We start from the raw sequence: 24,396 nt of genomic DNA on the forward strand, positions 1-24,396 counted from the left end.
CGCTGAGTCGCTGAGTCGCTTTCAGGTTTTAGTTGTCAATTGTCAATCATCCATTGTCAATTGCCTTTAGGTTCCTATGTCTGCCGAGAAAAACGTCAACAAGTGGCTGATCACCATCACGGTGATGCTGCCCGCGATCATGGAGATCGTGGACACCTCGGTGGCCAACGTCGCCCTGCCCCACATGCAGGGCAGCCTCAATGCCGGCACCGACGAGATCACCTGGGTGCTCACCTCGTACCTGGTAAGCAACGCCGTGGTGCTTCCGATGACCGGCTGGCTCGCCCGGATGTTCGGCAGGAAGCGCTTCCTCATCACCTGCATCACCCTCTTCACCATCGCCTCGTTTCTCTGTGGTGCCGCTCCCAGCCTCGGTCTGCTCATCTTCTTCCGCGTCCTCCAGGGTGCGGCCGGCGGCGCCCTCATCCCGATGAGCCAGGCGATCATGATGGAGACCTTCCCCCCCTACCAGCAAGGGATGGCCATGGCCATTTTCGGGGTCGGCGCCATGTTCGGCCCGATCATCGGCCCGGCACTCGGCGGCTGGATCACCGACAACATGACCTGGCGCTGGATCTTCTACATCAACATCCCGATCGGCATCGTTGCCGTCATCATGGCCTCTTTCTTCATCTACGACCCAAGCTACCTCAAGCGCGCCAGGGCGAGCATCGATTACTGGGGGCTTACCCTGCTCGTCGTGGGGTTGGGAGCGCTGCAGATCGTGCTGGATAAGGGGCAGCAGGACGACTGGTTCAACTCCCCCTTCATCATCATCTGTTCGGCCGTATCCGCGATTGCCCTGCTCTGCCTGGTCTACGTGGAGCTCACCCACCCGCACCCGATCGTGAACCTGCGCCTGTTCAAGAACGTCTCGTTCTCGGCGGGGAACCTGATCATGTTCGCGGTGGGTTTTTGCCTGTACAGCTCCATCATGCTGATACCGCTGTTCCTGCAGACACTGATGGGCTACAACGCGACCATGGCAGGGATGGTACTCGCCCCCGGGGGGGTCGCCACGCTGGTCTGCATGCCATTTGTGGGGGCGGTTATCCAACGTTACGATGGGAGGAAGGTGGTCCTGCTGGGGCTCTTGATAGGGGCCTGCTCGATGTTCATCATGCAACGCTTTTCGCTCGATGCCGCCTACGCCGACTTCGTCTGGCCGCGCGTCGTGCTCGGGGTGGGACTTGCCATGACCTTCGTGCCGCTTACCACGGTGACCCTTTCCACCATCGCCAAGGAGGAGATGGGGAACGCCACCGGCATCTTCAGCCTGTTGCGCAACATCGGCGGCAGCGTCGGCATCGCTATCTCTGCCACCCTGCTTGCTCGTTACAGCCAGTTCTACCAGACCAACCTGGCCGCCCAGATCACACCGTACAGCCTCATCGTGCAATCCCGTATCAACCAGTTGAAGCAGGCCACCATGCTGCGCGGGGTCGATCCGGTAACCGCCGAGAAGAGCGCCTACGCCATCATCTACGGCACCGTCCGCAAGCACGCCGCGATGCTTTCCTATAACCGGATCTTCTTCATCGTCGGCCTCGCCTTCCTGGTCATCATCCCGCTGTTGCTGCTTCTCAAGAAACCGGTACGCCACGTCCGTCCCGCCGCCCACTGAATATCAGTTACCGCCCAGGTTACGACTTCCGTTAGGCCGCGAACCGAAACACAAAAAAAGGCGGGGAGTTGCCTCCCCGCCTTTAGTTTCACTGCTCTTTCTTTTTGTCCCGCTGCTCCGCTTCCAGGCGCTGCCGGTGCGCATCGTGCAGCCGGTTGTGTTCGGCCCAGTGGGCGTCCCAGTCCTTCCTCTTCACGAAGTGGAGCGCGACACTCCCCCCAACGATACACAGCCCGAAGAAGAACTGCATCACCTTGAACCCGTCGGCCACGCCATAGACGATGCAGGCGATCCCGATGCAGAAGATGGCACCTTCGGCGGAAAACAGCCGTCTAAGCAGCGACTGCTTCGGCTTTTGCGCGTTTGCGTTTTGAGCGTCCATCTTCCCTCCTCCTGGGCTAGGCGGTGCGGCTGGTGACCTCGACCAAGTGGTAGCCGAACTGGGTGCGCACCGGGCCGAGCACCTTACCCACCTCGCCGCTGAAGACGACTTCGTCGAACTCGCGAACCATCTGACCCGGGCCGAACTCGCCCAGTGCACCGCCCTGACGGCCGGAAGGGCAGGAGGAGTACTGGCGTGCAATTTCGGCGAAGTCGGCGCCCTCTTCGATCTGTTTTTTCAGTTCGAGGCACTGGGCCTCGGTGGATACCAGGATGTGACGCGCTGCTGCTCTGGACATACGAACTCCTTATTCACGTGGGATGGTAAAGCAATCTGCAAAATTATTTCACGCGTAGCGTACCAACTCGGACATGTCGCGCACGGCGCGGTCCATGCCGACGAAGATGGCGCGGGACATGATGGAGTGACCGATGTTGAACTCCTCGATCCCGCCGATGGCCGCGATCTTCTTCACGTTGGTGTAGTTGAGGCCGTGACCTGCGTTGACGCCCAAGTCGAGCTTCTTGGCGAGTTTCACCGCGTTCTCGATCTTGATGAGCTCCTGCTGCTCGGTCTTCCAGTCCGGCGCATCGGCGTAGCTTCCGGTGTGGATCTCGATGTAGTCGGCGCCGGTCTTGTTGGCGGCCTTGATCTGGTCCGGATCGGGATCGATGAAGAGGCTCACGATGATGCCGCCCGCCTGCAGGCGCTCGATGAACGGCTTCAGCGCCTCCTGGTGGATCCTGACGTCCAGCCCCCCCTCGGTGGTGAGCTCGGCGCGTTTCTCGGGCACCAGGGTGCAGCACTCCGGCTTCACGGCAAGGGCGATGGAGACCATCTCCTCGGTAGCTGCCATCTCCAGGTTCAGCCGGGTCTTCACGGTCTCGCGCAAGATATTCAGGTCGCGATCCTGGATATGGCGGCGGTCCTCGCGCAGATGGATGGTGATCCCGTCGGCACCGGCCATCTCGGCCAAGGCTGCAGCCGTCACCGGATCCGGCTCGATGCCGCCGCGGGCCTGGCGCAGCGTCGCCACATGATCGATATTTACCCCCAGTCTAGCCACGAGCCTCACCTCCCAGTGCGCAGGAGACCGCAGCCGCGATCTCGTTTGCCCAATCCTTGATCTGCCCGGCGTCGCTCCCTTCCAGCATGATGCGCAAAAGCGGCTCGGTCCCGGAGTAGCGGATCAGCACCCTCCCCTCCCCCTTGAGTTTCCCCTCGACCGACCTGATCAGGTTGGCGATCTCGGGAACCTGCATGATGTCGGACTTCTGGGCCAGGCGCACGTTCACCAGCACCTGCGGCAGCGGGTCCATGACCAGCGCCAACTCGGAGAGCCGCTTCTGGTGCCGCTGCATGATGGCCAGCACCTGCAGGGCGCTCTGCACGCCGTCGCCGGTCGTGTTGTGATCCAGGAAGATCATGTGGCCGGACTGCTCGCCGCCTAGGTTGTAGCCACCCTTGAGCATTTCCTCGACCACGTAGCGGTCACCTACGGCGGTCTTGATGACCTCGCCCCCGGCACGCTTGAGCGCGATGTCGAGCCCCATGTTGCTCATAACGGTCGCCACCAGGGTGTTGTGCTTCAGGGTCCCCTGCTTCAGCATCTCGGTGCCGCAGATCGCCATGATCCGGTCGCCGTCCACCACGTTGCCGTACTCGTCGACGAAGATGACCCGGTCGGCGTCACCGTCCAGCGCAATCCCGAGGTCCGCGCCGTGCTGCTTCACCGCCTCGCTCATCACTTCGGGGTGCAAGGAGCCGCACTGGGCGTTGATGTTGGTGCCGTTGGGCTTGATGCCGATGCAGATCACCTCGGCGCCGAGTTCCTCGAATACCGCCGGTGCGACCTTGTAGGCGGCACCGTTGGCGCAGTCGAGCACGATCTTGAGGCCGGAGAGGTCCAGATCCTTCGGGAAGGTGCTTTTCAGGAAGACCACGTATCGGCCGGCGGCATCGTCGATGCGGTAGGCCTTGCCGACCTCTTTTGCGGTCGGGCGCAGCGAGTCGATCTTCTTGGAGAAGATCAGCTCCTCCATCATGAGCTCCATCTCGTCGGGGAGCTTGAAGCCGTCGCGCGAGAAGAACTTGATCCCGTTATCCTCGAAAGGGTTGTGCGATGCGGAGATGACCACCCCGGCGTCGGCGCGCATCGAGGAGGTGATGTTGGCGATCCCCGGGGTCGGCAGCGGCCCGACCAAGAGGACGTCCACCCCCATGGAGCAGATCCCCGCAACCAGCGCGCTCTCCAGCATGTAGCCGGAAAGCCGGGTGTCCTTGCCGATCACCACGCGGTGCCGGCGCTTGCCGTTTTTGAAGATGTAGGCCGCGGCACGGCCGATCTGCATCGCCATCTCCGCGGTCATCGGGTACACGTTGGCAACGCCTCGTACCCCGTCCGTACCGAACAGTTTTTTCATGTGATATCCACCTCGAAATTGAATGATTACACCACATCTTCCCCTCCGTTGACAGACCTTTGCACTTACGCGCTACGGGTCGTAAAACGGGAGAGGTGCGGGGGAGCAGAAGCTGCCCGCTCTAATGAAGCGGCGCGCCCTTACCACCACCTCCGCTAAACAGCCTGACTGCGGCAACCGGGCTGTTCCTGGCCCCGGCGTGCAGTTTCCACGTCAGCAGAAGAACCCGAGATAACGCGGTCGGGCAGCTGCGACACGACCGGCCTACCGCTCCTCAACGGCAGGATCGCGCTACTTCGAGCCCACCAGGGCGAAGTCCAGGTGCAAGGTCTGGGGGATCGTGCGCACGATCTTGAGCTCGCCATCCACGTCGAACCGGAAATCCCCAGTGCTGAGGCTCACACTTCCGGGACCGGCCGTGGAGAGGTCCAGGGTGCAGCGTGCCCCGAGCAAAAAGGGGCGCACCAACAGGACCCTGGGACCGGACACGGTAACCTGCACCACGCCGGGCGGCGGCGAGACCATGCTCAACCCGCGCGGCAGGTGCTCCAGGTTCACCGGAACCGGAATGGTCACCTCGCCGGGACGCTCCACCGCAACCGTCAGCCAGATGAGCAGCGCCAGCAGCACGGCGAGGAACTTCACCCCGTACATCTCTTCCAAGGGCCTGGTCTCACTCATTTAAGCCACCTTTGATCCACCAGTCTCCTCAGCAACTTGCCCAGTGCCGGAGGGTCCAGGTTGGTGGTCTTCTTCCCCCCAACGAAGACCGAAACGGTGCCGGTCTCCTCGGAGACCACGATGACCACCGCATCCACCAGTTCGCTCAGCCCCATCGCCGCGCGGTGCCGCGTCCCCAGGCTCTTGCTCACCTCGAGGTTCTGGGTAAGCGGCAAAAAGCAGCCGGCCCGGGTCAGCTTGCCGCGCTGGATGATCACCGCACCGTCGTGGATGGGGGAGTACGGCAGGAAGATGGAGGAAATCAGCTCGCTGGTGACCTTGGCGTCGATCTCGGTCCCCACCGCCAGGTAGCTGTCCACCTGAATGCTGCGCTCGATGACGATGAGGGCGCCGATCCGTTTCTGGGCGAGCCCCGAGACCGCGAAGACCAGTTCGTCGATCAGGTCGGACATCTCCACGTCCTTCACCGCGCGGCTGCGGATCAGGGCGGCAAAGGCGCGCCGGATGTCGGTCTGGAAGATGACCGCAAGCACCACCACGGAGGAGACCAGGAAGGTATCGAAGAGAAGCCGAACGGTATGCAGGGAGAGAAGGCGCGCCAGGAGGTGCCCGACCACCAGGGTGGAGAGGACCGCCAGGATGCGCAGGGCCAGCACGGTCTTCATGAGCCTGGAAAGGCGCACCAGAATCAGGGCCGTCAGGGACAGGTCCAAAAGGTCCTGCAGCACGCCTATGTTTTGCAGGAGAAAGGTCATCTGCTTCCGGGGTGGCTGGTTAAGCGAGGCGTTAGGCGAGCGCCCGCGTCACGAGTACGACATCCCTCATGGCCGCCACGTCGTGCACCCGCACGATGGCTGCTCCGTTTAAAATCGAGACGGCGACTGCCGCCGCCGTTCCGAAGCTCCTGTCTCTGTCCCGGTCCCCGATAACCGCCCCGATGAACGACTTCCGCGAGGGTCCCACCAGTATCGGGCAACCGAGTTCCTGCAATTCGGCAAGCCGGCGGATCAGCTCGAGGTTCCCCTCGACGCTCTTGGCGAACCCGATGCCGGGGTCCACCACGATGCGGCTTTGTGGTATCCCCGCCTGCCGTGCCAGCTCCGTCGACTCCCTGAGGTAGAACTTCACATCGCCCAGAAGGTCGCGGTAGCCGGTGTCGTCTTGCATCCGGTCCGGCGTCCCCCGGGTGTGCATCAGCACCACCCCCGCCCGGGCCTCGGCCACGACCCGAGCCATCCCGGGATCGAAACAGAGGCCGCTTACGTCGTTTACGATCTCGGCACCGGCGGCGCAGGCGGCGCGCGCCACCTCCGCCTTGTAGGTATCGATCGAGATGGGAACCCTGAGCTTCCCGGCGAGCCCCTCGATGACCGGGACCACCCGGGCCAGTTCTTCCTCCAGACTCACCCGCGGTGCATTGGGGCGGGTGCTCTCGCCGCCGATGTCGATGATGTCGGCCCCCTCCCCTTCCAGCTCCAGGGCCCGCTCCACGGCGCGAGCGGTTGAGAAGTAGCGGTTGCCGTCCGAGAAGGAATCCGGGGTGACGTTCAGGATACCCATCACCAGGGGGCGCTCAAGTGACAAGGTGCGCCGGGAAAGTTCCCAGCTACTGCTATTCCCCATGCTAGGCGGTCGCCTCGGGCGCCGAGTCCTTGCCGGCCATGATCTGGTCGATCTCCTCGCCGGAGAGGTTTTCCTTCTCGATGAGGGCGTGCGAGATCTTGTGCAGGTTCTCGAGGTTGTCGGCCAAAAGCGTCTTGACGCGAGCGTAGTTCGACTCGACGATCAGCCTGATCTCGCTGTCGATCTCGACGGCGGTCGCTTCGGAGTAGTTCTTCTGGTGCGCCATGTCGCGCCCGAGGAAGATCTGCTCGTCCTTCTTGCCGAAGGAGACCGGGCCCAGTTTGTCGCTCATCCCCCACTCGCAGACCATCTTGCGGGCGATGTCGGTAGCCCTTTCGATGTCGTTGCCGGCGCCGGTGGTCATCGAGTTGAAGATGATCTCCTCGGCGGCACGCCCGCCCATGAGGACGGCGATGCGGTCGAGGAGCGACTCCTTCGAGTAGCTGTGCTTGTCCTCGATGGGGAGCTGCATGGTGACGCCCAGCGCACGGCCGCGCGGGATGATGGAGACCTTGTGCACCGGGTCGGTCCCCGGGATCAGCTTGGCGATCAGGGTGTGGCCGGCCTCGTGGTAGGCGGTGTTCTTCTTCTCCTCGTCCGAGATCACCATGGAGCGGCGCTCGACACCCATGAGCACCTTGTCCTTGGCGTCGTCGAAGTCGATCATCTCGAGGCAGCTCTTCTCCTTGCGGGCGGCCAGAAGTGCTGCCTCGTTCACCACGTTGGAGAGGTCGGCACCCGAGAAGCCGGGCGTACCGCGTGCGATGACGCCGAGGTCGACGTCCGGGGAGAGCGGGGTCTTCTTGGTATGCACCTTGAGGATCATCTCGCGCCCTTTCACGTCGGGACGCGGCACCACCACCTGGCGGTCGAAGCGGCCCGGACGCAAGAGCGCGGGGTCGAGGACGTCGGGACGGTTGGTGGCGGCGATCAGGATGACCCCTTCGTTGGACTCGAAGCCGTCCATCTCGACCAGCAGCTGGTTCAGGGTCTGCTCGCGCTCGTCGTGCCCGCCGCCCAAGCCGGCACCGCGGTGACGGCCCACGGCGTCGATCTCGTCGATGAAGATGATGCAGGGGGCACTCTTCTTACCCTGTACGAACAGGTCGCGCACGCGGGAGGCGCCCACGCCGACGAACATCTCGACGAAGTCGGAACCGGAAATGGAGAAGAACGGCACCCCGGCCTCGCCTGCGATGGCGCGTGCCAAAAGGGTCTTGCCGGTGCCCGGAGGGCCCATGAGCAGGACCCCCTTGGGGATCCGGCCGCCCAGCTTGGTGAACTTCTTGGGGTCCTTCAGGAAGTTGATGATCTCTTCCAGCTCGTCCTTGGCCTCCTCGATGCCGGCCACGTCCTCGAAGGTGACGCGCCCCTGGGCCTCGGTGAGCAGTTTGGCGCGGCTCTTGCCGAAGGCCATGGCCTTGCCGCCGCCACCCTGCATCTGGCGCATGAAGAAGATCCAGACCGCAACCAGGAAGATGATGGGGAACCAGGAGACCAAAAGCGAGAACCAGGAGAAGCGCTCCTCCTCGGGACGGGCCGAGGTGGAGATGTGCTTCTCGATCAGCTTGTCGGTCAGGTTCGCGTCGGCCGGCTTGTAGCTTCTGAACTCCTTGCCGTCCTGGAACTTGCCGATGATTTCGTTACCTTGAATGACAACCGAGGCGATCGGGCGCGCTACGTTCTTGACCTTGCCGGTCTCAACCGCTTCGATGAAATCACTGTAATCGAGCTTTTCCATGGACGGTTTCGGCTTGTTGAACAGATTGAACAGCAAGATCATCATGAGACTGATCACGAGCCAGAGCGCCAGGTTCTTATAGAATTGGTTCAAGTTTCCTCCCGATGTGTGTATGCGGCAAGCTCCGACAGTTAACACGTTTTACTGTGTCAGCCGGAGCTGGGTTGACGTATCAGACCGGTTTCCACTGCTAGATTGGGACTTTGCCCAGTTTATTCAAATGAAGAAAAGGATTACCACAAAGGGGGCACATTGACAAGAGCTTTAGAGCGTAATATCAAGAATTTCAGCCTTTAGAACCAGTCCAGAAGCAGCGGTGACGCGGGCCCGCTCCCCCATCCTCACACCGGCCAACCAGATAATCCTGTCCCCACTCACCAGTAACGGTATACGGCCCCGCTGCGGAGCCGGGATCTTGTTGTTGATGAACAGGTCCTTCACCTTCTGAGTGCCGGCCATCCCGAGCGGGCTGAAGCGGTCGCCGGGGCGAAACGAGCGCACGGTCCAGGGAAAAGGAGCCGCCTGGGGATCGAAAAACGCCGCGCTGGGGGCGCCCGCGTCGAGGCGTTCGGGACGCTCCACGAGGGAGACCCTGAGCGTGCGCCCCCCGGTGAGCCGGTACTCGCCCGGGCCGGCGACGGCAACATCGAAATCTCCATCCGCCGACTCAGCGGCGGCGAACGACAGCCGATCGTAGCTGCGCAGCACCAGGCAGGTGCCGGGAAGGTTCAGGCGGGCGTTGGGGCGCTCCGAGCCGGCCAGACGGTCGATCGCCTCCAGGTGGGTGAGCGCGATGCGCTGCAGGTCGCCGCGCTGTTCGGCAAGCGCGCGACGGTAGAGGCGCAGCCTGAGTCCGCGGGGTTCCCGGGCCAAGCCCGCAACGGAAAAGGACGGCTCGGCGGTTCCGGGGAGGAGCAGCCTGCGGTAGGCGGCGTCGGTCACCTGGCCGAGCAGCTCCTCGTCGGCGGCGAGTATTTCGGCGGTGGCCGCCAAGCGCTCCGAGACCTTGGGGTTGTACCGGCCAAGCAGCGGCAGCAGCTCGTGCCGGATCGAGTTGCGCAGGAACTCGGTATCGTCATTACTGGCATCGTTGCGCCAGCTTAACCCCTTCTCCTTCAGGTAGCACTCGATATCGGCGCGGGAAACGCGGAGCAAGGGGCGCTTCAGCATGCCGCGGCTCAGCCCCATGCCGCGCAACCCGCTCCCCCCCGCGCCGCGCAACAGGCGCATGAGCACCGTCTCGGCCTGGTCGTCCCGGTGGTGGGCCAGCGCGATGCACGAGGCCTGGTGCTCGCGGGCAACCCCGGCCAGGAAATCGTAGCGGGCCCGTCTCCCGGCATCCTCCAGAGAGGTCCCCAGTTCGCGGGCCAGCGCGGCGACGTCACGGCGCTCGGCGACGAAAGAGAGCCCGTAGCCGGCGGCAAGCGCAGCCACGAACGCCTGGTCGGCATCTGAGTGTTCCCCACGTAAGGAGTGGTTGAGGTGGGCGACTACCAGCCTAAGGCTCCCCGCGTCGAGCCGGCGCAGCAGGTCCAAAAGCGCGACCGAGTCGGCCCCGCCGGACACGGCGACTACGACGCGGGCACCCGGCTCGAACAGCTTCAGGTCTTGGATGTGGGTTAGGAGGTCAATCAAGCCGGCTGGCTCCTGTCGGACGAGGGCCGCGCGCTCTTGGTGGGGCTAGTCAGGCGGGTTACGGTTTCAGGCATCCTTGAGCGAGCACTCCTTCTCCCAGGCGAGGTAGCCGTCGCCGGTGATGGCCCAGAAGGATTCGATACGGCTTTCGTAGTAGTCGCGCTCCGCGCACTCCGCCTCGATCGCCTGCAGGAACTTGAGCGAGATGAGCTGGTGGCCGTGCAGGAACCGGTAGAAGGCCTTGATCCCGGCCAGGAACCTGTCGATCTCCGCGATGAGCGGATCCATGGTATTGACGATGTACCAGTTCCCGGCGAACTGGCGCACGATGCCGGGGGTCTCCTCGAAGAGGCTGCGCGACTTGATGGAAACCACGAAGTCCCTCACGAAGTAGTCCGCACCGCTCGCCAGAACGGTCGCGTCCTCCGGAGAGAGGCCGGCTTCCATGCTTTCGTTGTAGAAGCGGTGCAGGAGGTCCTTGCAGAGCCTGTCCACGCGCACCTCGTCATCAAGCGTGGCCGGCACGAACTCCCGCTTGTCCACCTTCAAAACCTCAAAACCTTCCTGGCAACGCTCTCCCATGCACTCCTCGCAAAAAAACCGAAGTTCTACGTTCTATGTTCTAGGTTCTACGTTATATGTTGCCGGGGACTGGCTCCGCAGATGCCTGTCCCCTTTTGGTTTTCCGTCCCTTTTGGTGTTCCTTTTGTTTTATCTCCGTGTGCTCCGTGTCTCCGTGGCAAACCTGTTACCGCTGTTTCCTCGGATCCAGCGCGTCGCGGATCCCCTCCCCCACCAGGTTGTAGGAAAGGACGGTCACCAGGATGGCAAGCCCCGGGAAGAGCGAAAGCCACCAGGCGAACTCGATGTAGTCCTTCCCCGAGGTGAGGATGTTCCCCCAGCTCGGCGTGGGGGGCTGCACCCCGATCCCCAAAAACGAGAGGGCCGACTCGGTGAGGATGGCACCGGCCACCCCAAGGGTCGCCGACACCAGCACCGGCGAGAGCGCGTTGGGGAGGATGTGCCGGAAGATGATGCGCCGATCCGAAGCACCCAGCACCCGCGCCGCCGAGACGAAGTCGCGGCTTTTCAGCGAGAGCACCTCGGCACGCACCAGTCGCGCCACCCCCATCCAACCGGTGAGCCCGATAATCACCATGATGTACCAGATGGAAGGCTCCAGCATGGCTATCACGGCGAGGATCAGGAAGAAGGTCGGGAAGCAGAGCATGATGTCCACCAGGCGCATGAGCAGCGTGTCGACCCAGCCGCCGTAGTACCCGGAGATGAGTCCCACCACGGTGCCGATCGCTACCGCGATCCCCACGGCGACGAATCCGACCTTGAGCGACACCCGCGCGCCGTAGATCACCCTGGTGAAGACGTCGCGCCCCAACTCGTCGGTCCCGAAGAAATGTGCGGCCGACGGGGGTAGCAGGACGTGCCAGGCGTCGATGGCATCGGGATCGTACGGGGTCAGCAGCGAAGCGCCCAGCGAGAGCACGAAGAGCGCCACGATGAGGCAGAGCGCCGCGACGGCAAAGCGGTTCGCCGTAAAGCGCCGCCAGCACTCCTGAAAGGGTCCGCGCCCGGGTTCGCTCATGCTATCCCCTCCCGTGCCGGATGCGCGGGTCGGCGACCGCGTAGCAGACGTCGGCCAAGAGGTTCCCGACCAGGGTGAGGCAGGCACCAATGACCAGGATACCCATGACCAGCGGGTAGTCGCGCGCCATCACCCCCTGGTAGAAGAGCTGCCCCATCCCGGGAATGGCGAAGATGGTCTCGAAGATCACCGAGCCGCCGATGAGGCCTGGGAGCGAGAAACCGAGCAGGGTGATCACCGGCAACAGCGCGTTTTTCAGGGCGTGCTTGTAGATCACCACCCGCTCCCGCAACCCCTTGGCCCGTGCGGTGGTGATGTAGTCCTGCGAGAGCACCTCGAGCATGGTCGAGCGCATGTAGCGCGACAAGCCGGCCAGGCTGCCGAAGGTTGCGATGGAGATCGGCAGTATCAGGTGCTTGGTGAAGTCCCAGAAGCGCCCGAAGGCCGAGAGCCGCTCATACCCCAGCGAGTGGAGCCCGGAAATGGGGAGCAGGGAGTACTTAACGCCGAAGATGTACATGCACAAAAGCGCCAGCCAGAAGGTCGGCACCGCAAAGCCGACGAAGACGAAGACCGAGATGCCGCGATCCAGAAGCGAGTCCCGGTGCACCGCGGCGAGGATGCCGATCGGGATGGCCAGGCCGAACTCCAGGATGAGCGCGATGACGTTGAGCTTCAGGGTTATCGGGATGCGCTCGACGATCTTGTCGGTCACCGGGCGGTTGTCGGGGGCAAAGGAGCGGCCGAAGTCCAGGTGCGCCAGGTGCCCGAGCCAGCGCAGGTACTGCACGTGCAGCGGCTTGTCCAGGCCGTAGAACTCGCGCAGGCGGGCCCGGGAGGCCGCCGAGACCTTGGGACTCATGGCGGTCTGCATCTCCACCGGTTCGCCCGGGGCCAGATGAATCACCGTGAAGGTGATCAGCGTGATCCCGAGCAGCAGCGGAAACAGCATGATGATGCGTTTGATGAGATAGTTGACCATAAAAACCTAAGAGTCCGTTCTACGTTCTATGTTAAAACCAAGAACCTGTTCTATGTTCTACGTTCTATGCTCGACGTTAGGTTGGGTCAAGCTGACAGAGGTCTAGGTCGATTCATCCTGTCAAACACATTCCAAGGTTCAGGTTTCAACGCAGAACGTAGAACCTGGAACTTAGCACAGCTTGTATGGTTTCAACGTAGAACCTAGAACATAGAACCGCAGTTAATTCTTCTGTTCCGCCTTGGGCACGTACCACTTGATCAGGTTGTGCATGATCCCCGCAGGCGCCGGCTCGATCCCCTGGAAGCGGGAGGCGACCGCAGGGAGCGCGTCGGGGACGTAGAGGAAGGTGTAGGGCTGCTCCTGGGCCAGGATGTCCTGGATCCCCCAGTAGCAACGCTTGCGCTTCTCCTGGTCGAAGGTCCCCCGCCCCTCGATGAGCAGGCGGTCCACCTCGGCGTTCTTGAAGCCGATGAAGTTGAGTTCCTTGGGCTCGGTCTTCGAGGAGTGCCAGACGTCGTAGAGGTCCGGGTCCTGCCCGATGGTCCACCCCAGGAGCACCGCCTCGAACTTCCCCTTGTCGATGAAGTTGGTGAGGAACGAGGCCCACTCCATCACCCGGATCTTCACGTCGATCCCCACCCTTTTCAGGCGGCGCTGGATGATCTGGGCGCACTTCATGCGCTGGTCGTTCCCCTGGTTGGTCATGATGGTGAAGCTGAAGGGCTTGCCGTCCTTGACCAAGATCCCGTCGGACCCCATGACGAAGCCCGCCTCTTTGAGAAGCTGTTGCGCCTTGGCCGGGTCGTACTCCGGATCGGCCACCTGCGGCTTGTAGGCCCAGGTCCCCGGCTTGTAGGGGCCGTGGGCGATCTGCCCCATGCCGAGCAGCACCCCCTGGATGATCTCTTCCTTGTTGATGGCGTGGCTGATCGCCTGGCGCACCCGGCGGTCCTTGAAAAGCGGCAGGCGCAGGTTGTAGCCGAGATAGGTGTAGGCCGAGGCCGGGTAGCGGTACTTGTTGAAGCGCGCCAGGAACTCGGGCGTGTTGGTCTGGCGCTGGTACTGCACCGGGGAGAGCCCCATGGTGTCGATGCCGCCAGCCTTGAGTTCCATGTACATGGTGGAGTTGTCAGGGATGATCCGGTAGACGAAGCGGTCCAGGTAGGGGCGCCCCTCCCAGTAGGCCGGGTTCGCCTCCAAGGAGAGCTTCTGCCCCGGGACCCACTCCTTGAAGATGTAGGGGCCGGTGCCGATCGGGCTTCTGGCAAGCGGGCTCTTGGTGATGTCCTTTCCCTCCAGAAGGTGGGCGGGGAGGATCGCGATCCCCCAGGAGGCGAGCGCCGGGGCGAAGGGTTTCTCGTAGGTGACCCGGAAGGTGTAGCGGTCCAGCGCCTCGGCCTTCTTGACCTGCTTGAAGTCTTCGGAATAGGCGGTGGGGGTCTTGGGATCGACGGTCACCCGGTAGGTGTAGAGCACGTCGTTCGAGGTGAAATCCTTGCCGTCGTGCCACTTCACCCCGGGACGCAGGTGGAAGGTGATGGTGAGCCCGTCGCGGGAGACCTCCCAGGAGCGGGCCAGGTCACCCTCGAGCTTGAGGTTCTTGTCGTAGCGCACCAGCCCGTTGTACACCAGGCCGGCCACCTCGTGGGATGAGGTGTCGGAGGCCAAAAGCGGAATGAGGGTGTTGGGCTCGCCGATACTCCCGGTGATGAGCGCGTCGCCGTAGGCCGGCGCTCCGCCTTTGGGGCGGGAGAGCGGTTTCTGTTCGGAAGCACCCTGGCCGCAGGCGGAGAGCTGCAGGGCGACCAGGAGCAGGGTGAACAGGCGACGCAGGGTCATTTATCGCTGCTCTCCTGACGGCAGCGCCGGATCTTCTCGGCCAGATCGGTACGTTCCGGCTCCAGCTTCTGGAGCTTCTTGTAGATGGCGATCGCCTTCTTGTAGAGGTGGTCCGCGCAGTAGGCATCGGCCAGATGCCCGAGCACCGTGGCGTCCTCGTCGGAAAGCTCGGCCGCGCGCTCCAACTGGTAGATCGCCTCCTCGTAGCGCTTGAGCTTGAAGTAGGTCCAGCCCAGGCTGTCCAGGATGAAGCCGTCGTCGGGCTTGAGCTGCACCGCCTTTTTCAGGTAGCCGAGCGCCTCCTCGAGGTTCACCCCCATCTCCGCGTAGGTGTACCCCAGGTAGTTGAGCGCCTGAGGATCGTTGGGGGTGGCGGCCACGGTCTTCTTAATCATGGCGACGGACTGATCCTTGTCGCCCAGCTTGTCGTAGAGGATACCCAGGCGGAAGGTGACCCGCGGATCGGCCTGCATGGTCTCGTTCATCGACTTCAGCACCTCGACGCCGTCCTTGAAACGCTCCAGGGACTCGTAGAGGCCGGCCAGCACCAGGTAGGTCTCGATCTTGCTGGGATCCCGCTTCACCTCGTCCTTCAAAAGCCCAAGCCCCCGGTCCACTTCCCCCTTCTCCTTGTAGAGGTAGGCCAGGTGCCCCACCGCATCCAGGTAGTAGGTGGAGCCGACCGGGATCTGGGCGAACTCGGCGATGGCGGAATCCGGCTCTTCCATCTCCTCGTAGGCGGAGCCGAGGTAGAAGCGGACCTGGTGGGTATTGGGCTCGGCTGCCAGGATCCCCTTGAAGGTGGTTACCGCCTCGTCGTAACGCTCCAGCTCGAGGAACAAGAGGCCTATCTTGCGCTGGGTCTCCAGGCTGTCGCCTCCGTCGCGCTGCAAGAGGGTCAGCGCCTCGTCCAGCTGGTGTTGCTGGATGTAGAGCTGCGCCAGGTGCGACACCACGTTCACGTTGGACGGGTTCACCTCGAGGAGGTTCTTGTAGGTCTGGATGGCGTCGGCCACCTGCCCCTGGGTCTCCTGCGAGATCCCCATCTCGATGAGGGCCTGCTCGAAGTCAGGCTTGAGCTCGACCGCCTTCTTGTAGTAGGAGAGCGCCTCGTGTGGCAGGCGCATCTGGTCGTAGGTCTTGGCCAGGTAGTAGTACCCAAGCGGAGAATCCGGCGCCGCCTTGATGAGCGCCTTCAAGGTGTCGACCGCCTGCTCGTACTCGAACGTCTTCAGGTAGAAGATGGCGACGTGCAGGTAGACCTCTTCCCGGGTCGGCTCGAGCTCCATCACCTTCTTAAGGTAAGGGATCGCTTCCTTCTCGCGCTGCAGGGTCACCAGGATATTGCCGGCCAGAAGCTGGGCCTGCACCAGGGTGGGGTCGAGCTTGATGGCGGCCTCGCACTCGGCAAGCGCCTCCTCGGGCTTGTTCTGCTGCAGGTAGATCTGGGCCGCCGCGGTGTGCAGGGAGGGCGAGGCCGGGTCGGCGGCCATGGCACTCTTTAAAAGGGTGAGCGCCCCTTCGGGGTCCCCCTCGCCGGCACGCAGCCTGGCCAGTGCGAAGAAGTAGAGGGTGCGCCCCTCGGTGGTGGTCGCCTCGTAGGGGGGCTCCGGGGTCGGCACGGCAGCGGCATGTTCGGTGGCGCAGGCGGAGAACAGGGAGCACAGCAACAGCAGCGCGAGATACTTCGTGGTCATGGGGTACCTTGGTTTCCGGGGTGGGAATGGTCACGAACCAAAAAAACGCGACACCGGTCAGGACACATTATCCTGCAGATGGCGCGATATCACATGAAAAACTAGCATAATTAGGTAGCAGCGTCAAACACCAATTGCTCTCCAATTAGAGGGTTGCGACCCCTTCCGGCCGTGGTACAATTCTCAAATAAAATCAGAATGTTAAGGCGAGCCATGGTCCAGAGGCTGAAAAAATCGTTACTTAAACCTGCCGCATATCCGGCACCGACGACGGCCGTTTCACTCATTGAGACGCATGTTTCGTATATTTTCATTACAGATGAGCTCGTGTACAAGGTGAAAAAACCGGTGGACTTCGGATTTTTGAACTTCACCACCTTGGACCGGCGCCGCTTCTACTGCGAAGAGGAGGTGCGCCTGAACCGCCGGCTCTGCCCGGAGATCTACCTGGGGGTCGTGGAGCTGCGCCAGGGGCCGCAAGGGCCGCACTTCGAGGGGGAGGGAACCCTGATCGACTACGCCGTGAAGATGAAACGGCTCCCCGAGGAGCGCATGCTGCAGCGCATCGTGGAGCGCGGCGAACTCACCCTCGACCAGCTCGACGAACTCGCCCGGGTGATCGGCGCCTTCCACCTCAACGCGGCGCGCGGCCCCCAGATCGACGAGCTGGGGGGGATCCCGGCGATCCGGGCCAACTGGGCCGAGAACTTCCAGCAGACCGCCCCCTTCGTAGGGCGCACCATACGCCGCGGCGACCTCTCCCTCATCGAGGGGTGGGTCGCCGACTTTCTCACCCGGCGCCGGGGGCTTTTGCAGGACCGGGTCGCCCAGGGGTTCATCCGGGAGTGCGACGGCGACCTGCACCTGGGGAACATCTGCCTCACCGACCGGGTCTGCATCTTCGACTGCATCGAGTTCAACGAGCGCTTCCGCTACAGCGACACCGCGGCCGACATAGCCTTCCTGCTCATGGACCTCGACAACCTTGGGCACCCGGAGTTCTGCGAGCCCTTTCTGGCGCGCTACCAGGAGACCACCGGCGACCGGGACCTCACCGGGGTGCTCGACTTCTACCGGGTCTACCGGGCCTTCGTGCGCGGCAAGGTGACCAGCTTAAGGCTCTTGGAGGAGCTCTCCGACGAGGAGGCCGCCCGGCTCGCCGCCTCGGCCAGCCGCTACTTCCGCCTGGCCCGCGGCTATTGCCTGCGCGAGCGCCTGACCCCGATGCTCATCGCCACCTGCGGGGTGATGGGGAGCGGCAAGAGCGCCCTGGCGGGCGAACTCTCCCGCGACCTGGGGCTTACCCTTTTGAGTTCGGACCGGGTGCGCAAGGAGCTCGCCGGCCGCGCCCCCACCGAGCGGGGGAGCGAAGGGTACGGCGCGGGTATCTATTCCCCCCAGAGCAGCGAGGCGACCTACCGCGCCCTTTGGGAGCGCTCGCGTGAGGAGCTGGTCCGGGGGCACGGCGTGGTGGTCGATGCCACCTTCCGGCGCCGGGAGGACCGGGACGCCTTCCGGGCGCTGGCCGAAAGCCTCGGAGTACCCTTCCACCTGGTCGAGATCCGCTGCGAGCGCAAGGTGCTGGTGCGGCGCCTTCAGGAGCGCGGCCTCGATCCGGGCGCGGTCTCCGACGGTCGGGTCGAGCTCCTGGAGCGCCAGGTGGCCGAGTTCGAGGCGCCGGGGCCGGGCGAGGCGCTGCTGGTCGAGGGCAGCCTGCCGCTTGACCGGGAAGTGGACCAGGTGCTCGAGGGGCTGGGGGTCCTGCTATGAGGACGCGCCTAAGAGACGGGGTGCTCAAAAAGCTGAAGCTCACCGACAGCTGGGTGATCTGCTTCGTCCTCGGGTTCATCATGATGAACTACCCCTTCATCAGTATCTTCAACAAGACGCTGCGCCCCTTCGGCATCCCCCTGCTCTACCTGTACCTGCTTTTGGGCTGGATCTGCTCCATCGTTATCGTGTACCTGTTCAGCCGCGCCGAGCGGCATAAAAGCGACAAGGAACGCAGCTGATGCTGAACGTCGATCTGGTCTGGGGCACCGCGCTCCTCTACATAGCGCTTCTCTTCCTGGTTGCCTACTACGCGGACCAGCGCCAGAAACAGGGGCGCTCGCTCACCGCGAACCCGACCGTCTACGCCCTCTCCATCACGGTCTACGCAACCTCCTGGACCTACTACGGCAGCGTCGGCAAGGCCGCCACCACCGGCATCGACTTCCTCCCCATCTACCTGGGCCCCACCCTCACCGCCTTCTCCTGGTGGTTTCTCTTAAAGAAGATCGTGCGCATCTCCAAGCAGAACAACATCACCTCCATCGCCGACTTCATAAGCTCCCGCTACGGCCGCAGCCAGTGGCTCGGCGCCATCATAACGGTGATCACCCTGATGGGGATCATGCCCTACATCGCCCTGCAGCTTAGGGCCGTCTCCACCTCGTTCACCATCATAACCGGCTACCACGACTTCCACTTCAGCTTCCTGGAGAGTATCTCCCCCTTCGCGCCGCACCCCGGGTTTTTCTCGGCCCTGCTCCTGGGGATCTTCAGTACCTTCTTCGGCGCCCGCCACCTCGTCTCGGCCGAGCGCCACGAGGGGCTCGTCGCGGCCATCGCCCTGGAATCTATCGTGAAGCTGGTCGCCTTTTTGAGCGTGGGTATCTTTCTCAGCTACGGCGTCTTCGACGGCATGGGCGACCTCTTCGAGAGGCTCTACGAGCGCGACCCGGCGCTCTTGGTCCGGCTCACCACCCTGGGGAATCCCGGCGGCAACTCCTACGCCTCGATGTGCACCGTGCTGCTCCTCGCCATGAGCGCGGTGATGCTTTTGCCGCGCCAGTTCCAGGTGATGGTGCTGGAAAACGCCGACGAGAGCCACCTGAACCAGGCGGCCTGGCGCTTTCCGGCCTACATGTTCCTGATGAACCTCTTCGTGATGCCCATCGCCATCGCCGGCATCCTCCTGACCGGCGGCGCCCGCGGGGCCGACTACTTCGTGCTCACCCTCCCCATGCAGCAGGGGCACCCGTGGCTCGCCCTGGTTGCCTTCCTGGGCGGTTTTTCAGCCTCCGCGGGGATGGTGATGGTGGAGAGCGTCGCGGTCTCCACCATGCTCTTCAACCACGTGCTGATGCCGGTGGTGACCCGCTTCAAGCCGCAGAACTGGTTCCCGGCGCTGCTCATCACCCTGAAGCGGGCCGGGATCCTCCTGGTGGTCTTGTTGGGATACCTGTACCAGGCCATCGTGGGGGACAGCTACACCCTTGCCAACATGGGGCTCATCTCCTTCTCCGCCGCGGCCCAGTTCGCCCCGGCGCTCATCGGCGGCCTCTACTGGCCGCGGGGCAACCGGACCGGCGCCATCGCCGGGCTGGTCCTCGGCTTCTGCGTCTGGTGCTACACGCTGCTCATCCCCTCGCTGGTGCACGCCGGGTGGTGGGACACGAACCTCCTGGTCGCAGGTCCCTTCGGGATCGAGCTGTTGCGCCCCCAAGCGCTCTTCGGCATGACCGGGCTCGACCCCTTAAGCCATACCCTTTTCTGGAGCATGTTCTTAAACGTCTCGGCCTACCTCGCCTGCTCGATCCTCTACGTGCAAAGCGAAAAGGAGCGCGACCAGGTGAGGCGGTTCGTCCAGGTCTTCGTGCCGGAGAACGGCATGCCGCACCGGGAGACCAAAAGGCTCTCCAAGCCGGTCACCATCGTGCAGTTCGTAAACCTCATGTCCAAGTTCATCGGCGAGCAGCAGGCCCACGCCGCGATCGCCGAGTACCTGGGCGAGCGGGAGATCGACGGGCGCGGCGGGGTCTCCGAGTTCGAGCTCCCCAACCTGAAGCGCTTCGTGGAGAAGACGCTCGCCGCTTCGCTGGGTGGTGCCGCGGCGGGCGCGGTAGTGGAGAGCTTTCTCTCGGACATAGGGAGCCGCATGGAGTCGGTCTACGACATCTTCTCCACGGTGCGCACCTCCCGCGACCAGAGCCGCGAGGCGCTCTACGTGCGGCTGAGGGCCTCCGAGATCATGAACCGGTCGCTTGATCTCGACATCATCATCGAGGACCTGCTCACCCTGGTCCTGCGCGAGTTCAAGCTCGATCTCTGCGTGGTGCGGCTTTTAAACGAGGCCGGGCGCCTCGAGGTGCGCTCCTTCAAGGGGGAAGGCGGTGCGGAGCTCACCGCCGAGGAGCGCCTCTTGGAGATCGACACCCACGTCGGGGAGGCGTTCCTGGGGCGGCGCACCGAGTTCTTCAACGACACCGCCTTCATCACCAAACCCTTTGCCAAGGAGGTCTTCCAGCGCGAGGGGATCAGGTCCTTCGCCCATATCCCGCTCGCCAGCGAAGGCGCGCCGCCGGTGGGGGTGCTCTCGGTCTTCTCGCGCTCCATCGTGGGACTTTTCACCGAGCAGTTTGTGGAGCTTTTGGAGAGCCTCGCCGGCCAGCTCGCCCAGGCGGTGCGCATCGTCAACGAGCGCGAGGCGCGCGAGCGGGAACGCGAGCAGAAAGAAGCGGCGCTCCTGGAAAACGCCCGGGTGACCCGTGACCTCGAACTCGCCAAGCAGATCCAGCTCTCGCTGTTGCCGGTCGAGCCCCCCGCCGTCCCCGGGGTGAGCCTCGCCTGCCGCTGCGTGCCGGCAAGCCACGTGGGGGGGGACTACTACGACTTCTTCCCGCGCGGCAGCGAGCTCGTCGACCTCGTCATGGCGGACGTCTCGGGGCACAGCGTCGGCGCCGCCCTCATCATGGTGGAGACCCGCAGCGTGTTGCGCGCCCAGATGCAGGCGATCCGCTCCCCAAGCGAGGTCCTCGGGGTCCTGAACAGCCTGCTCTACGAGGACTTAAGCCGGGCCGAGCTCTTCATCACCATGTTCTGCGGCAAGTACGACACCACGCGCCGGATCCTCACCTTCTCCAACGCAGGCCACACCCGACCGCTGCTTTTGCGCGAAAACGGGTGGCAGGAACTCGACGCCGACGGTCTCATCCTCGGCGTGGAGAAGCAGGTCAGCTTCGAGGAACAGACGGTACAGCTTCAACCTGGCGATCTGCTGTTCCTCTACACCGACGGCATCATCGAAAACGAGAACCGCGACGGCGAGTTCTTCGGCGTTCCCCGGCTCTACGAACTGCTGGCCGAGCTGCACCAGGAGCCGCCCGAGAGGATCATCGAGGAGGTCCTGGCGCGGGTTACCGCCTTCTCAGCCCCGCGTCCTTTACAGGATGATGTTTCCATGGTAGTCATGAAAGTGCATTAGCCGTAAGCGTGGCATCCTTGCCAAAAAGCACGGCTTATAGCACAATGTTTTTAAGCTGATCGGACCTCACACAAGGAGAAGGCCATGAACCTGGAACAAGAGACGAGGAACGACATTGTCATTCTATACGTGAAGGAGGAGCGTCTGGATGCGCACAACTCGGTCGATCTGAAAGCTGCGGTCCAGAAGCTGTTTGAGGAAGGTAAGAAGAACGTACTGGTGGATCTTAAAGAAGTGCGTTTCATTGACAGTTCCGGATTGGGTGCATTGGTTTCCGGCTTTAAAAATGCCATCTCGCACCAGGGCAATCTGAAACTGTCCTCGCTGCAGTCCCAGGTCAAGTCGATGTTCGAGCTGACCCGCCTGCACCGGGTTTTTGAGATATTCCCCTCCGCATCGGAAGCCGTCGAGAACTTCCAGTAACAGCGAGGCACCAGATGGAAGGTAACGCGATCGAGGTAGACATCAAGGTCCCCAACAAGACCCGGTACCTGAGCCTGATCGGCAGGATCGGGGAGGACATCGCCCGCGAGCTTGAGCGCTACAGCGGGGACCGGGAGACCCTAGCCTACCACCTGAACCTGGTGCTCACCGAGGCGATGGTGAACGCCATCAAGCACGCCGGCCCCAAGGAGCCCGAGAAGCTGGTGCGCATCGTGATCACCATCCGGCTGGACGACCTGACCATCCGGGTCTACGACGACGGCCAGGGGTTCGACATCAACTCGATACAGCCCCCCAACTTCGAAGAGCTCGAGGACCGCGGGCGCGGCATCTTCCTGATCCGCTCCCTGATGGACTCGGTTTCCTACCGAAAGAACTGCAAGGAGAACATCCTGGAGATGAAGAAAAAGCTGGTGTAAATCCCGCCCCTACCCCTTACGCATGCGGTGGATCACCATCGCGACCCCCACGAGGAACATGGGAAGACTCAGAAGTTGCCCCATGGAGAGCCCCCCCGCCAAAAAGCCCAGCTGCGCGTCGGGTTCCCGGACGAACTCCACCAGGAACCGGAACAGCCCGTAGAGCCCGATGAAGGACCAGAACACCACCCCTTCCTGTTTCACCCGGTGCGAGATGATCCAGAGCACCAGGAACATGACCGGCCCCTCCAGGAACGCCTCGTAGAGCTGCGAGGGGTGCCGCGGCAAGGGGCCCCCGCTCGGGAAGACCATCCCCCAGGGGACGTCGGTGATCCGGCCGTAGAGTTCGCCGTTGATGAAGTTGCCGATGCGGCCCAGGCCAAGCCCCACCGGACCGGCCAGAAAGCTGATGTCGGCGATCTGGTAGAAGCGGATCTGGCGCTTGCGCAGGTAGATGAACCCGCCGACGATGGCGCCGGTGAGCCCGCCGTGGAAGGACATCCCCCCCTCCCATACCGCGAAGAGTTTCAGGGGATGCTCGAGGTAGTACGAGAGGTTGTAGAAAAGGATGTAGCCCAGGCGCCCGCCCAGGATCACCCCCATGGCCGCCGTGAAGATCAGGTCTGCGACGTCGTCTTTGGAAAGCGGCAGCCCCTTGCGCTTCACCCCCGCCGAGATGATGAAGTAGGCGGCGATGAAGCCGCAGATGTACATCAGTCCGTACCAACGGAATTCCAGCGGTCCCAGCTTGAGAAACACCGGGTCGATATGGGGGAAAGTCATGCACGCACTCCAGGTTGGATTGGGGCTGTTAAGCTAGCAGCAAACAGTCGGGGTGTCAATTGCGGTGCCAAAAGGCGCCCGCGCCGCAGGTCTGCGACGGGGCACCCCGGCAAAAAGTGGCAGGAACGGTGTCGGGCTTAAACTGCGGGGCTGGCTACCTCGCCTCCAGGTTCACACCGGCCCGGGCGGCACTCTCCCGCAACTGTTCCACCCGTTTCTTCTGTTCCTGCAGCCGGAACTCCTCCTGCTTCAGGGTGTTTTGCAGGGAGAGAAACTCGCTGCGCGACATCTTCGAGCTGTCCGCCATGCGTCCCTTCAGGTCGGCCACGTTGTTTTCCATGGCCTGCAGGTTCACCTTGGCACTCAGGTACTCGGTGCGCAGGGTGGCATCGTCCTTGGCGCCGGTTCCCTTCTTGTCCTTGCCGGCCGGCAGTTGCCCGGCCACATCCTTCCCTTTGCCTTTTGTCGACTCAACCGTGTCGGTGATCTGCGGTTGGCCGCCCTCGTCGGCCCCCAGCACCTTCATCTTCTTGCGGTACTTTTTGGGCACCTTGCCCAAGTCCTCGGTGAAGTTCACGGTTCCCCGGCTATCGGTCCATTCATAGGTGACGGCACCGGCAGTAAACGGACATAGCAGGAAAAGCAGCACGAGCAGTTTCTTCATTTCCCTCTCCTTTGGCGTAGACGGTCGCGGATTGGAACGGTTAACCCGGAGGCCACCCGAAGTTGCGGCCGGCCAGCAGGTGGAAGTGGATGTGGAAGACGGACTGTCCCGCCCCGGCGTTGTTGTTGTTCACGATGCGGAAGCCGTCCTCGGCGACGCCGCGCTCCCGCGCCAACTGGGCAGCTGCCCGGTAGACCCGCCCGATGAGTTCATCGTTTGCCGGGCCGAGGTCGAGCGAGTTCACCAGGTGTTCCTTGGGGATCACCAGGATATGGACCGGCGCCTGGGGGTTGATGTCCTCGATGGCAAAGAGCACGTCGTCCTCGAATACCTTCTTAACCGGAATGGCCCCGCTGGCCATCTTGCAGAACAGACAGTCGGACATAGATCCTCCTTTGGAATCAATGGACAGTGGAAAATTGACAATTGAGCATGAAAAACTTTGAGGCAACCGACAACTTCGAGTTCAGGCGCCTAAGCGCGTTCGGTCAGCTACGTCCAGCGGCATTGCTGCGCCTGTCTTGCCGTCCTTATCGAGACGAAGGAAAGGGTGACAGGCACCTGCTGAGCTGCCCCCTGTGCCACGTGTCAATGGAACCACAGCT

23 protein-coding genes are annotated in these 24,396 nt (G+C 63.0%); 6 read left to right on the forward strand and 17 right to left on the reverse strand.

Features of this window, described 5'->3' with window-relative positions:
- The first annotated feature begins 76 nt into the window (after positions 1–76).
- A complete protein-coding gene (locus GMST_RS01490) occupies positions 77–1,624 on the forward strand; it encodes a DHA2 family efflux MFS transporter permease subunit (RefSeq protein WP_183352826.1) in 1,548 nt (515 codons plus the stop codon).
- Between the two features lie 88 nt (positions 1,625–1,712).
- On the opposite strand, the gene GMST_RS01495 is transcribed toward GMST_RS01490, so the two are convergent.
- The 14 genes from GMST_RS01495 to GMST_RS01560 all read right to left on the reverse strand — a co-directional run bounded on the left by GMST_RS01495 (position 1,713) and on the right by GMST_RS01560 (position 16,233).
- Entirely contained in the window at positions 1,713–2,006 is a 294-nt protein-coding gene (locus GMST_RS01495) for a hypothetical protein (protein WP_183352827.1), read from the reverse strand.
- A gap of 16 nt (positions 2,007–2,022) precedes the next feature.
- A complete protein-coding gene (locus GMST_RS01500; RefSeq protein ID WP_183352828.1) occupies positions 2,023–2,304 on the reverse strand; it encodes a peptidylprolyl isomerase in 282 nt (93 codons plus the stop codon).
- Between the two features lie 48 nt (positions 2,305–2,352).
- Positions 2,353–3,072: a pyridoxine 5'-phosphate synthase gene (locus GMST_RS01505; protein WP_183352829.1), complete on the reverse strand. Its 720-nt coding sequence runs from the start codon at positions 3,070–3,072 to the stop codon at positions 2,353–2,355.
- Complete coding sequence (glmM, locus tag GMST_RS01510) at positions 3,065–4,429, reverse strand: phosphoglucosamine mutase (RefSeq protein ID WP_183352830.1); 1,365 nt, start codon at positions 4,427–4,429, stop codon at positions 3,065–3,067. Before glmM ends, GMST_RS01505 begins: the two co-directional genes overlap by 8 nt.
- Positions 4,430–4,720: 291 nt before the next feature.
- A complete protein-coding gene (locus GMST_RS01515) occupies positions 4,721–5,110 on the reverse strand; it encodes a YbbR-like domain-containing protein (RefSeq protein WP_183352831.1) in 390 nt (129 codons plus the stop codon).
- A complete protein-coding gene (gene cdaA, locus GMST_RS01520; RefSeq protein ID WP_183352832.1) occupies positions 5,107–5,865 on the reverse strand; it encodes a diadenylate cyclase CdaA in 759 nt (252 codons plus the stop codon). Before cdaA ends, GMST_RS01515 begins: the two co-directional genes overlap by 4 nt.
- 31 nt (positions 5,866–5,896) lie before the next feature.
- Positions 5,897–6,733, reverse strand: coding sequence for a dihydropteroate synthase (folP, locus tag GMST_RS01525; RefSeq protein ID WP_183352833.1), 837 nt, complete (start codon positions 6,731–6,733; stop codon positions 5,897–5,899).
- A gap of 1 nt (position 6,734) precedes the next feature.
- Positions 6,735–8,567, reverse strand: coding sequence for an ATP-dependent zinc metalloprotease FtsH (gene ftsH, locus GMST_RS01530; RefSeq protein WP_183352834.1), 1,833 nt, complete (start codon positions 8,565–8,567; stop codon positions 6,735–6,737).
- A 171-nt stretch (positions 8,568–8,738) separates the two neighbouring features.
- On the reverse strand, positions 8,739–10,109 hold the full coding sequence (tilS, locus tag GMST_RS01535; RefSeq protein WP_183352835.1) for a tRNA lysidine(34) synthetase TilS: 1,371 nt from the start codon (positions 10,107–10,109) through the stop codon (positions 8,739–8,741).
- A 66-nt stretch (positions 10,110–10,175) separates the two neighbouring features.
- Positions 10,176–10,691 carry a hypothetical protein gene (locus GMST_RS01540; RefSeq protein WP_183352836.1) on the reverse strand — a complete coding sequence of 172 codons (516 nt, stop codon included), beginning with the start codon at positions 10,689–10,691 and terminating at the stop codon, positions 10,176–10,178.
- 166 nt (positions 10,692–10,857) lie between these two features.
- Positions 10,858–11,712, reverse strand: coding sequence for an oligopeptide ABC transporter permease (gene opp4C / locus GMST_RS01545; RefSeq protein ID WP_183352837.1), 855 nt, complete (start codon positions 11,710–11,712; stop codon positions 10,858–10,860).
- Position 11,713: 1 nt separating this feature from the next.
- Complete coding sequence (locus tag GMST_RS01550; RefSeq protein ID WP_183352838.1) at positions 11,714–12,694, reverse strand: ABC transporter permease; 981 nt, start codon at positions 12,692–12,694, stop codon at positions 11,714–11,716.
- A 222-nt stretch (positions 12,695–12,916) separates the two neighbouring features.
- Entirely contained in the window at positions 12,917–14,536 is a 1,620-nt protein-coding gene (locus GMST_RS01555; protein WP_183352839.1) for a peptide-binding protein, read from the reverse strand.
- Positions 14,533–16,233, reverse strand: coding sequence for a tetratricopeptide repeat protein (locus tag GMST_RS01560; protein WP_183352840.1), 1,701 nt, complete (start codon positions 16,231–16,233; stop codon positions 14,533–14,535). Before GMST_RS01560 ends, GMST_RS01555 begins: the two co-directional genes overlap by 4 nt.
- 336 nt (positions 16,234–16,569) lie before the next feature.
- Here GMST_RS01560 and GMST_RS01565 point away from each other — a divergent pair, with 336 nt between their 5' ends.
- From GMST_RS01565 to GMST_RS01585, 5 genes are all read left to right on the forward strand, one after another.
- Entirely contained in the window at positions 16,570–18,003 is a 1,434-nt protein-coding gene (locus GMST_RS01565) for a bifunctional aminoglycoside phosphotransferase/ATP-binding protein (RefSeq protein WP_246399157.1), read from the forward strand.
- Entirely contained in the window at positions 18,000–18,245 is a 246-nt protein-coding gene (locus GMST_RS01570; protein WP_183352842.1) for a hypothetical protein, read from the forward strand. The genes GMST_RS01565 and GMST_RS01570 overlap by 4 nt, the downstream gene beginning before the upstream one ends.
- Positions 18,245–21,481, forward strand: a complete 3,237-nt coding sequence (locus GMST_RS01575) for a sodium:solute symporter family transporter (RefSeq protein WP_183352843.1) — start codon at positions 18,245–18,247, stop codon at positions 21,479–21,481. The genes GMST_RS01570 and GMST_RS01575 overlap by 1 nt, the downstream gene beginning before the upstream one ends.
- 84 nt (positions 21,482–21,565) lie before the next feature.
- Positions 21,566–21,904, forward strand: a complete 339-nt coding sequence (locus GMST_RS01580) for an STAS domain-containing protein (protein ID WP_183352844.1) — start codon at positions 21,566–21,568, stop codon at positions 21,902–21,904.
- Between the two features lie 14 nt (positions 21,905–21,918).
- A complete protein-coding gene (locus GMST_RS01585; protein ID WP_183352845.1) occupies positions 21,919–22,344 on the forward strand; it encodes an ATP-binding protein in 426 nt (141 codons plus the stop codon).
- Positions 22,345–22,353: 9 nt separating this feature from the next.
- Here GMST_RS01585 and lgt read toward each other — a convergent pair whose 3' ends face one another.
- The 3 genes from lgt to GMST_RS01600 all read right to left on the reverse strand — a co-directional run bounded on the left by lgt (position 22,354) and on the right by GMST_RS01600 (position 24,176).
- Positions 22,354–23,127, reverse strand: a complete 774-nt coding sequence (gene lgt, locus GMST_RS01590) for a prolipoprotein diacylglyceryl transferase (RefSeq protein ID WP_183352846.1) — start codon at positions 23,125–23,127, stop codon at positions 22,354–22,356.
- 154 nt (positions 23,128–23,281) lie between these two features.
- Entirely contained in the window at positions 23,282–23,791 is a 510-nt protein-coding gene (locus GMST_RS01595) for a DUF4124 domain-containing protein (protein WP_183352847.1), read from the reverse strand.
- Positions 23,792–23,831: 40 nt separating this feature from the next.
- Positions 23,832–24,176 (reverse strand): histidine triad nucleotide-binding protein, encoded by a 345-nt coding sequence (locus GMST_RS01600; protein ID WP_183352848.1) that lies wholly within the window; start codon positions 24,174–24,176, stop codon positions 23,832–23,834.
- Positions 24,177–24,396: the final 220 nt, after the last annotated feature.

Source organism: Geomonas silvestris (genome assembly GCF_014193515.1).
Taxonomy (GTDB): domain Bacteria; phylum Desulfobacterota; class Desulfuromonadia; order Geobacterales; family Geobacteraceae; genus Geomonas; species Geomonas silvestris.

What these genes read in the sequence shown, in the direction of transcription:
- GMST_RS01490 (WP_183352826.1), top strand. Translation starts at nt 77, where the DNA reads ATGTCTGCCGAGAAAAACGTCAACAAGTGGCTGATCACCATCACGGTG.
- GMST_RS01495 (WP_183352827.1), bottom strand. Translation starts at nt 2,006, where the DNA reads ATGGACGCTCAAAACGCAAACGCGCAAAAGCCGAAGCAGTCGCTGCTT.
- GMST_RS01500 (WP_183352828.1), bottom strand. Translation starts at nt 2,304, where the DNA reads ATGTCCAGAGCAGCAGCGCGTCACATCCTGGTATCCACCGAGGCCCAG.
- glmM (WP_183352830.1), bottom strand. Translation starts at nt 4,429, where the DNA reads ATGAAAAAACTGTTCGGTACGGACGGGGTACGAGGCGTTGCCAACGTG.
- GMST_RS01515 (WP_183352831.1), bottom strand. Translation starts at nt 5,110, where the DNA reads ATGAGTGAGACCAGGCCCTTGGAAGAGATGTACGGGGTGAAGTTCCTC.
- cdaA (WP_183352832.1), bottom strand. Translation starts at nt 5,865, where the DNA reads ATGACCTTTCTCCTGCAAAACATAGGCGTGCTGCAGGACCTTTTGGAC.
- folP (WP_183352833.1), bottom strand. Translation starts at nt 6,733, where the DNA reads ATGGGGAATAGCAGTAGCTGGGAACTTTCCCGGCGCACCTTGTCACTT.
- GMST_RS01540 (WP_183352836.1), bottom strand. Translation starts at nt 10,691, where the DNA reads ATGGGAGAGCGTTGCCAGGAAGGTTTTGAGGTTTTGAAGGTGGACAAG.
- opp4C (WP_183352837.1), bottom strand. Translation starts at nt 11,712, where the DNA reads ATGAGCGAACCCGGGCGCGGACCCTTTCAGGAGTGCTGGCGGCGCTTT.
- GMST_RS01550 (WP_183352838.1), bottom strand. Translation starts at nt 12,694, where the DNA reads ATGGTCAACTATCTCATCAAACGCATCATCATGCTGTTTCCGCTGCTG.
- GMST_RS01555 (WP_183352839.1), bottom strand. Translation starts at nt 14,536, where the DNA reads ATGACCCTGCGTCGCCTGTTCACCCTGCTCCTGGTCGCCCTGCAGCTC.
- GMST_RS01560 (WP_183352840.1), bottom strand. Translation starts at nt 16,233, where the DNA reads ATGACCACGAAGTATCTCGCGCTGCTGTTGCTGTGCTCCCTGTTCTCC.
- GMST_RS01570 (WP_183352842.1), top strand. Translation starts at nt 18,000, where the DNA reads ATGAGGACGCGCCTAAGAGACGGGGTGCTCAAAAAGCTGAAGCTCACC.
- GMST_RS01575 (WP_183352843.1), top strand. Translation starts at nt 18,245, where the DNA reads ATGCTGAACGTCGATCTGGTCTGGGGCACCGCGCTCCTCTACATAGCG.
- GMST_RS01580 (WP_183352844.1), top strand. Translation starts at nt 21,566, where the DNA reads ATGAACCTGGAACAAGAGACGAGGAACGACATTGTCATTCTATACGTG.
- GMST_RS01585 (WP_183352845.1), top strand. Translation starts at nt 21,919, where the DNA reads ATGGAAGGTAACGCGATCGAGGTAGACATCAAGGTCCCCAACAAGACC.
- lgt (WP_183352846.1), bottom strand. Translation starts at nt 23,127, where the DNA reads ATGACTTTCCCCCATATCGACCCGGTGTTTCTCAAGCTGGGACCGCTG.
- GMST_RS01595 (WP_183352847.1), bottom strand. Translation starts at nt 23,791, where the DNA reads ATGAAGAAACTGCTCGTGCTGCTTTTCCTGCTATGTCCGTTTACTGCC.
- GMST_RS01600 (WP_183352848.1), bottom strand. Translation starts at nt 24,176, where the DNA reads ATGTCCGACTGTCTGTTCTGCAAGATGGCCAGCGGGGCCATTCCGGTT.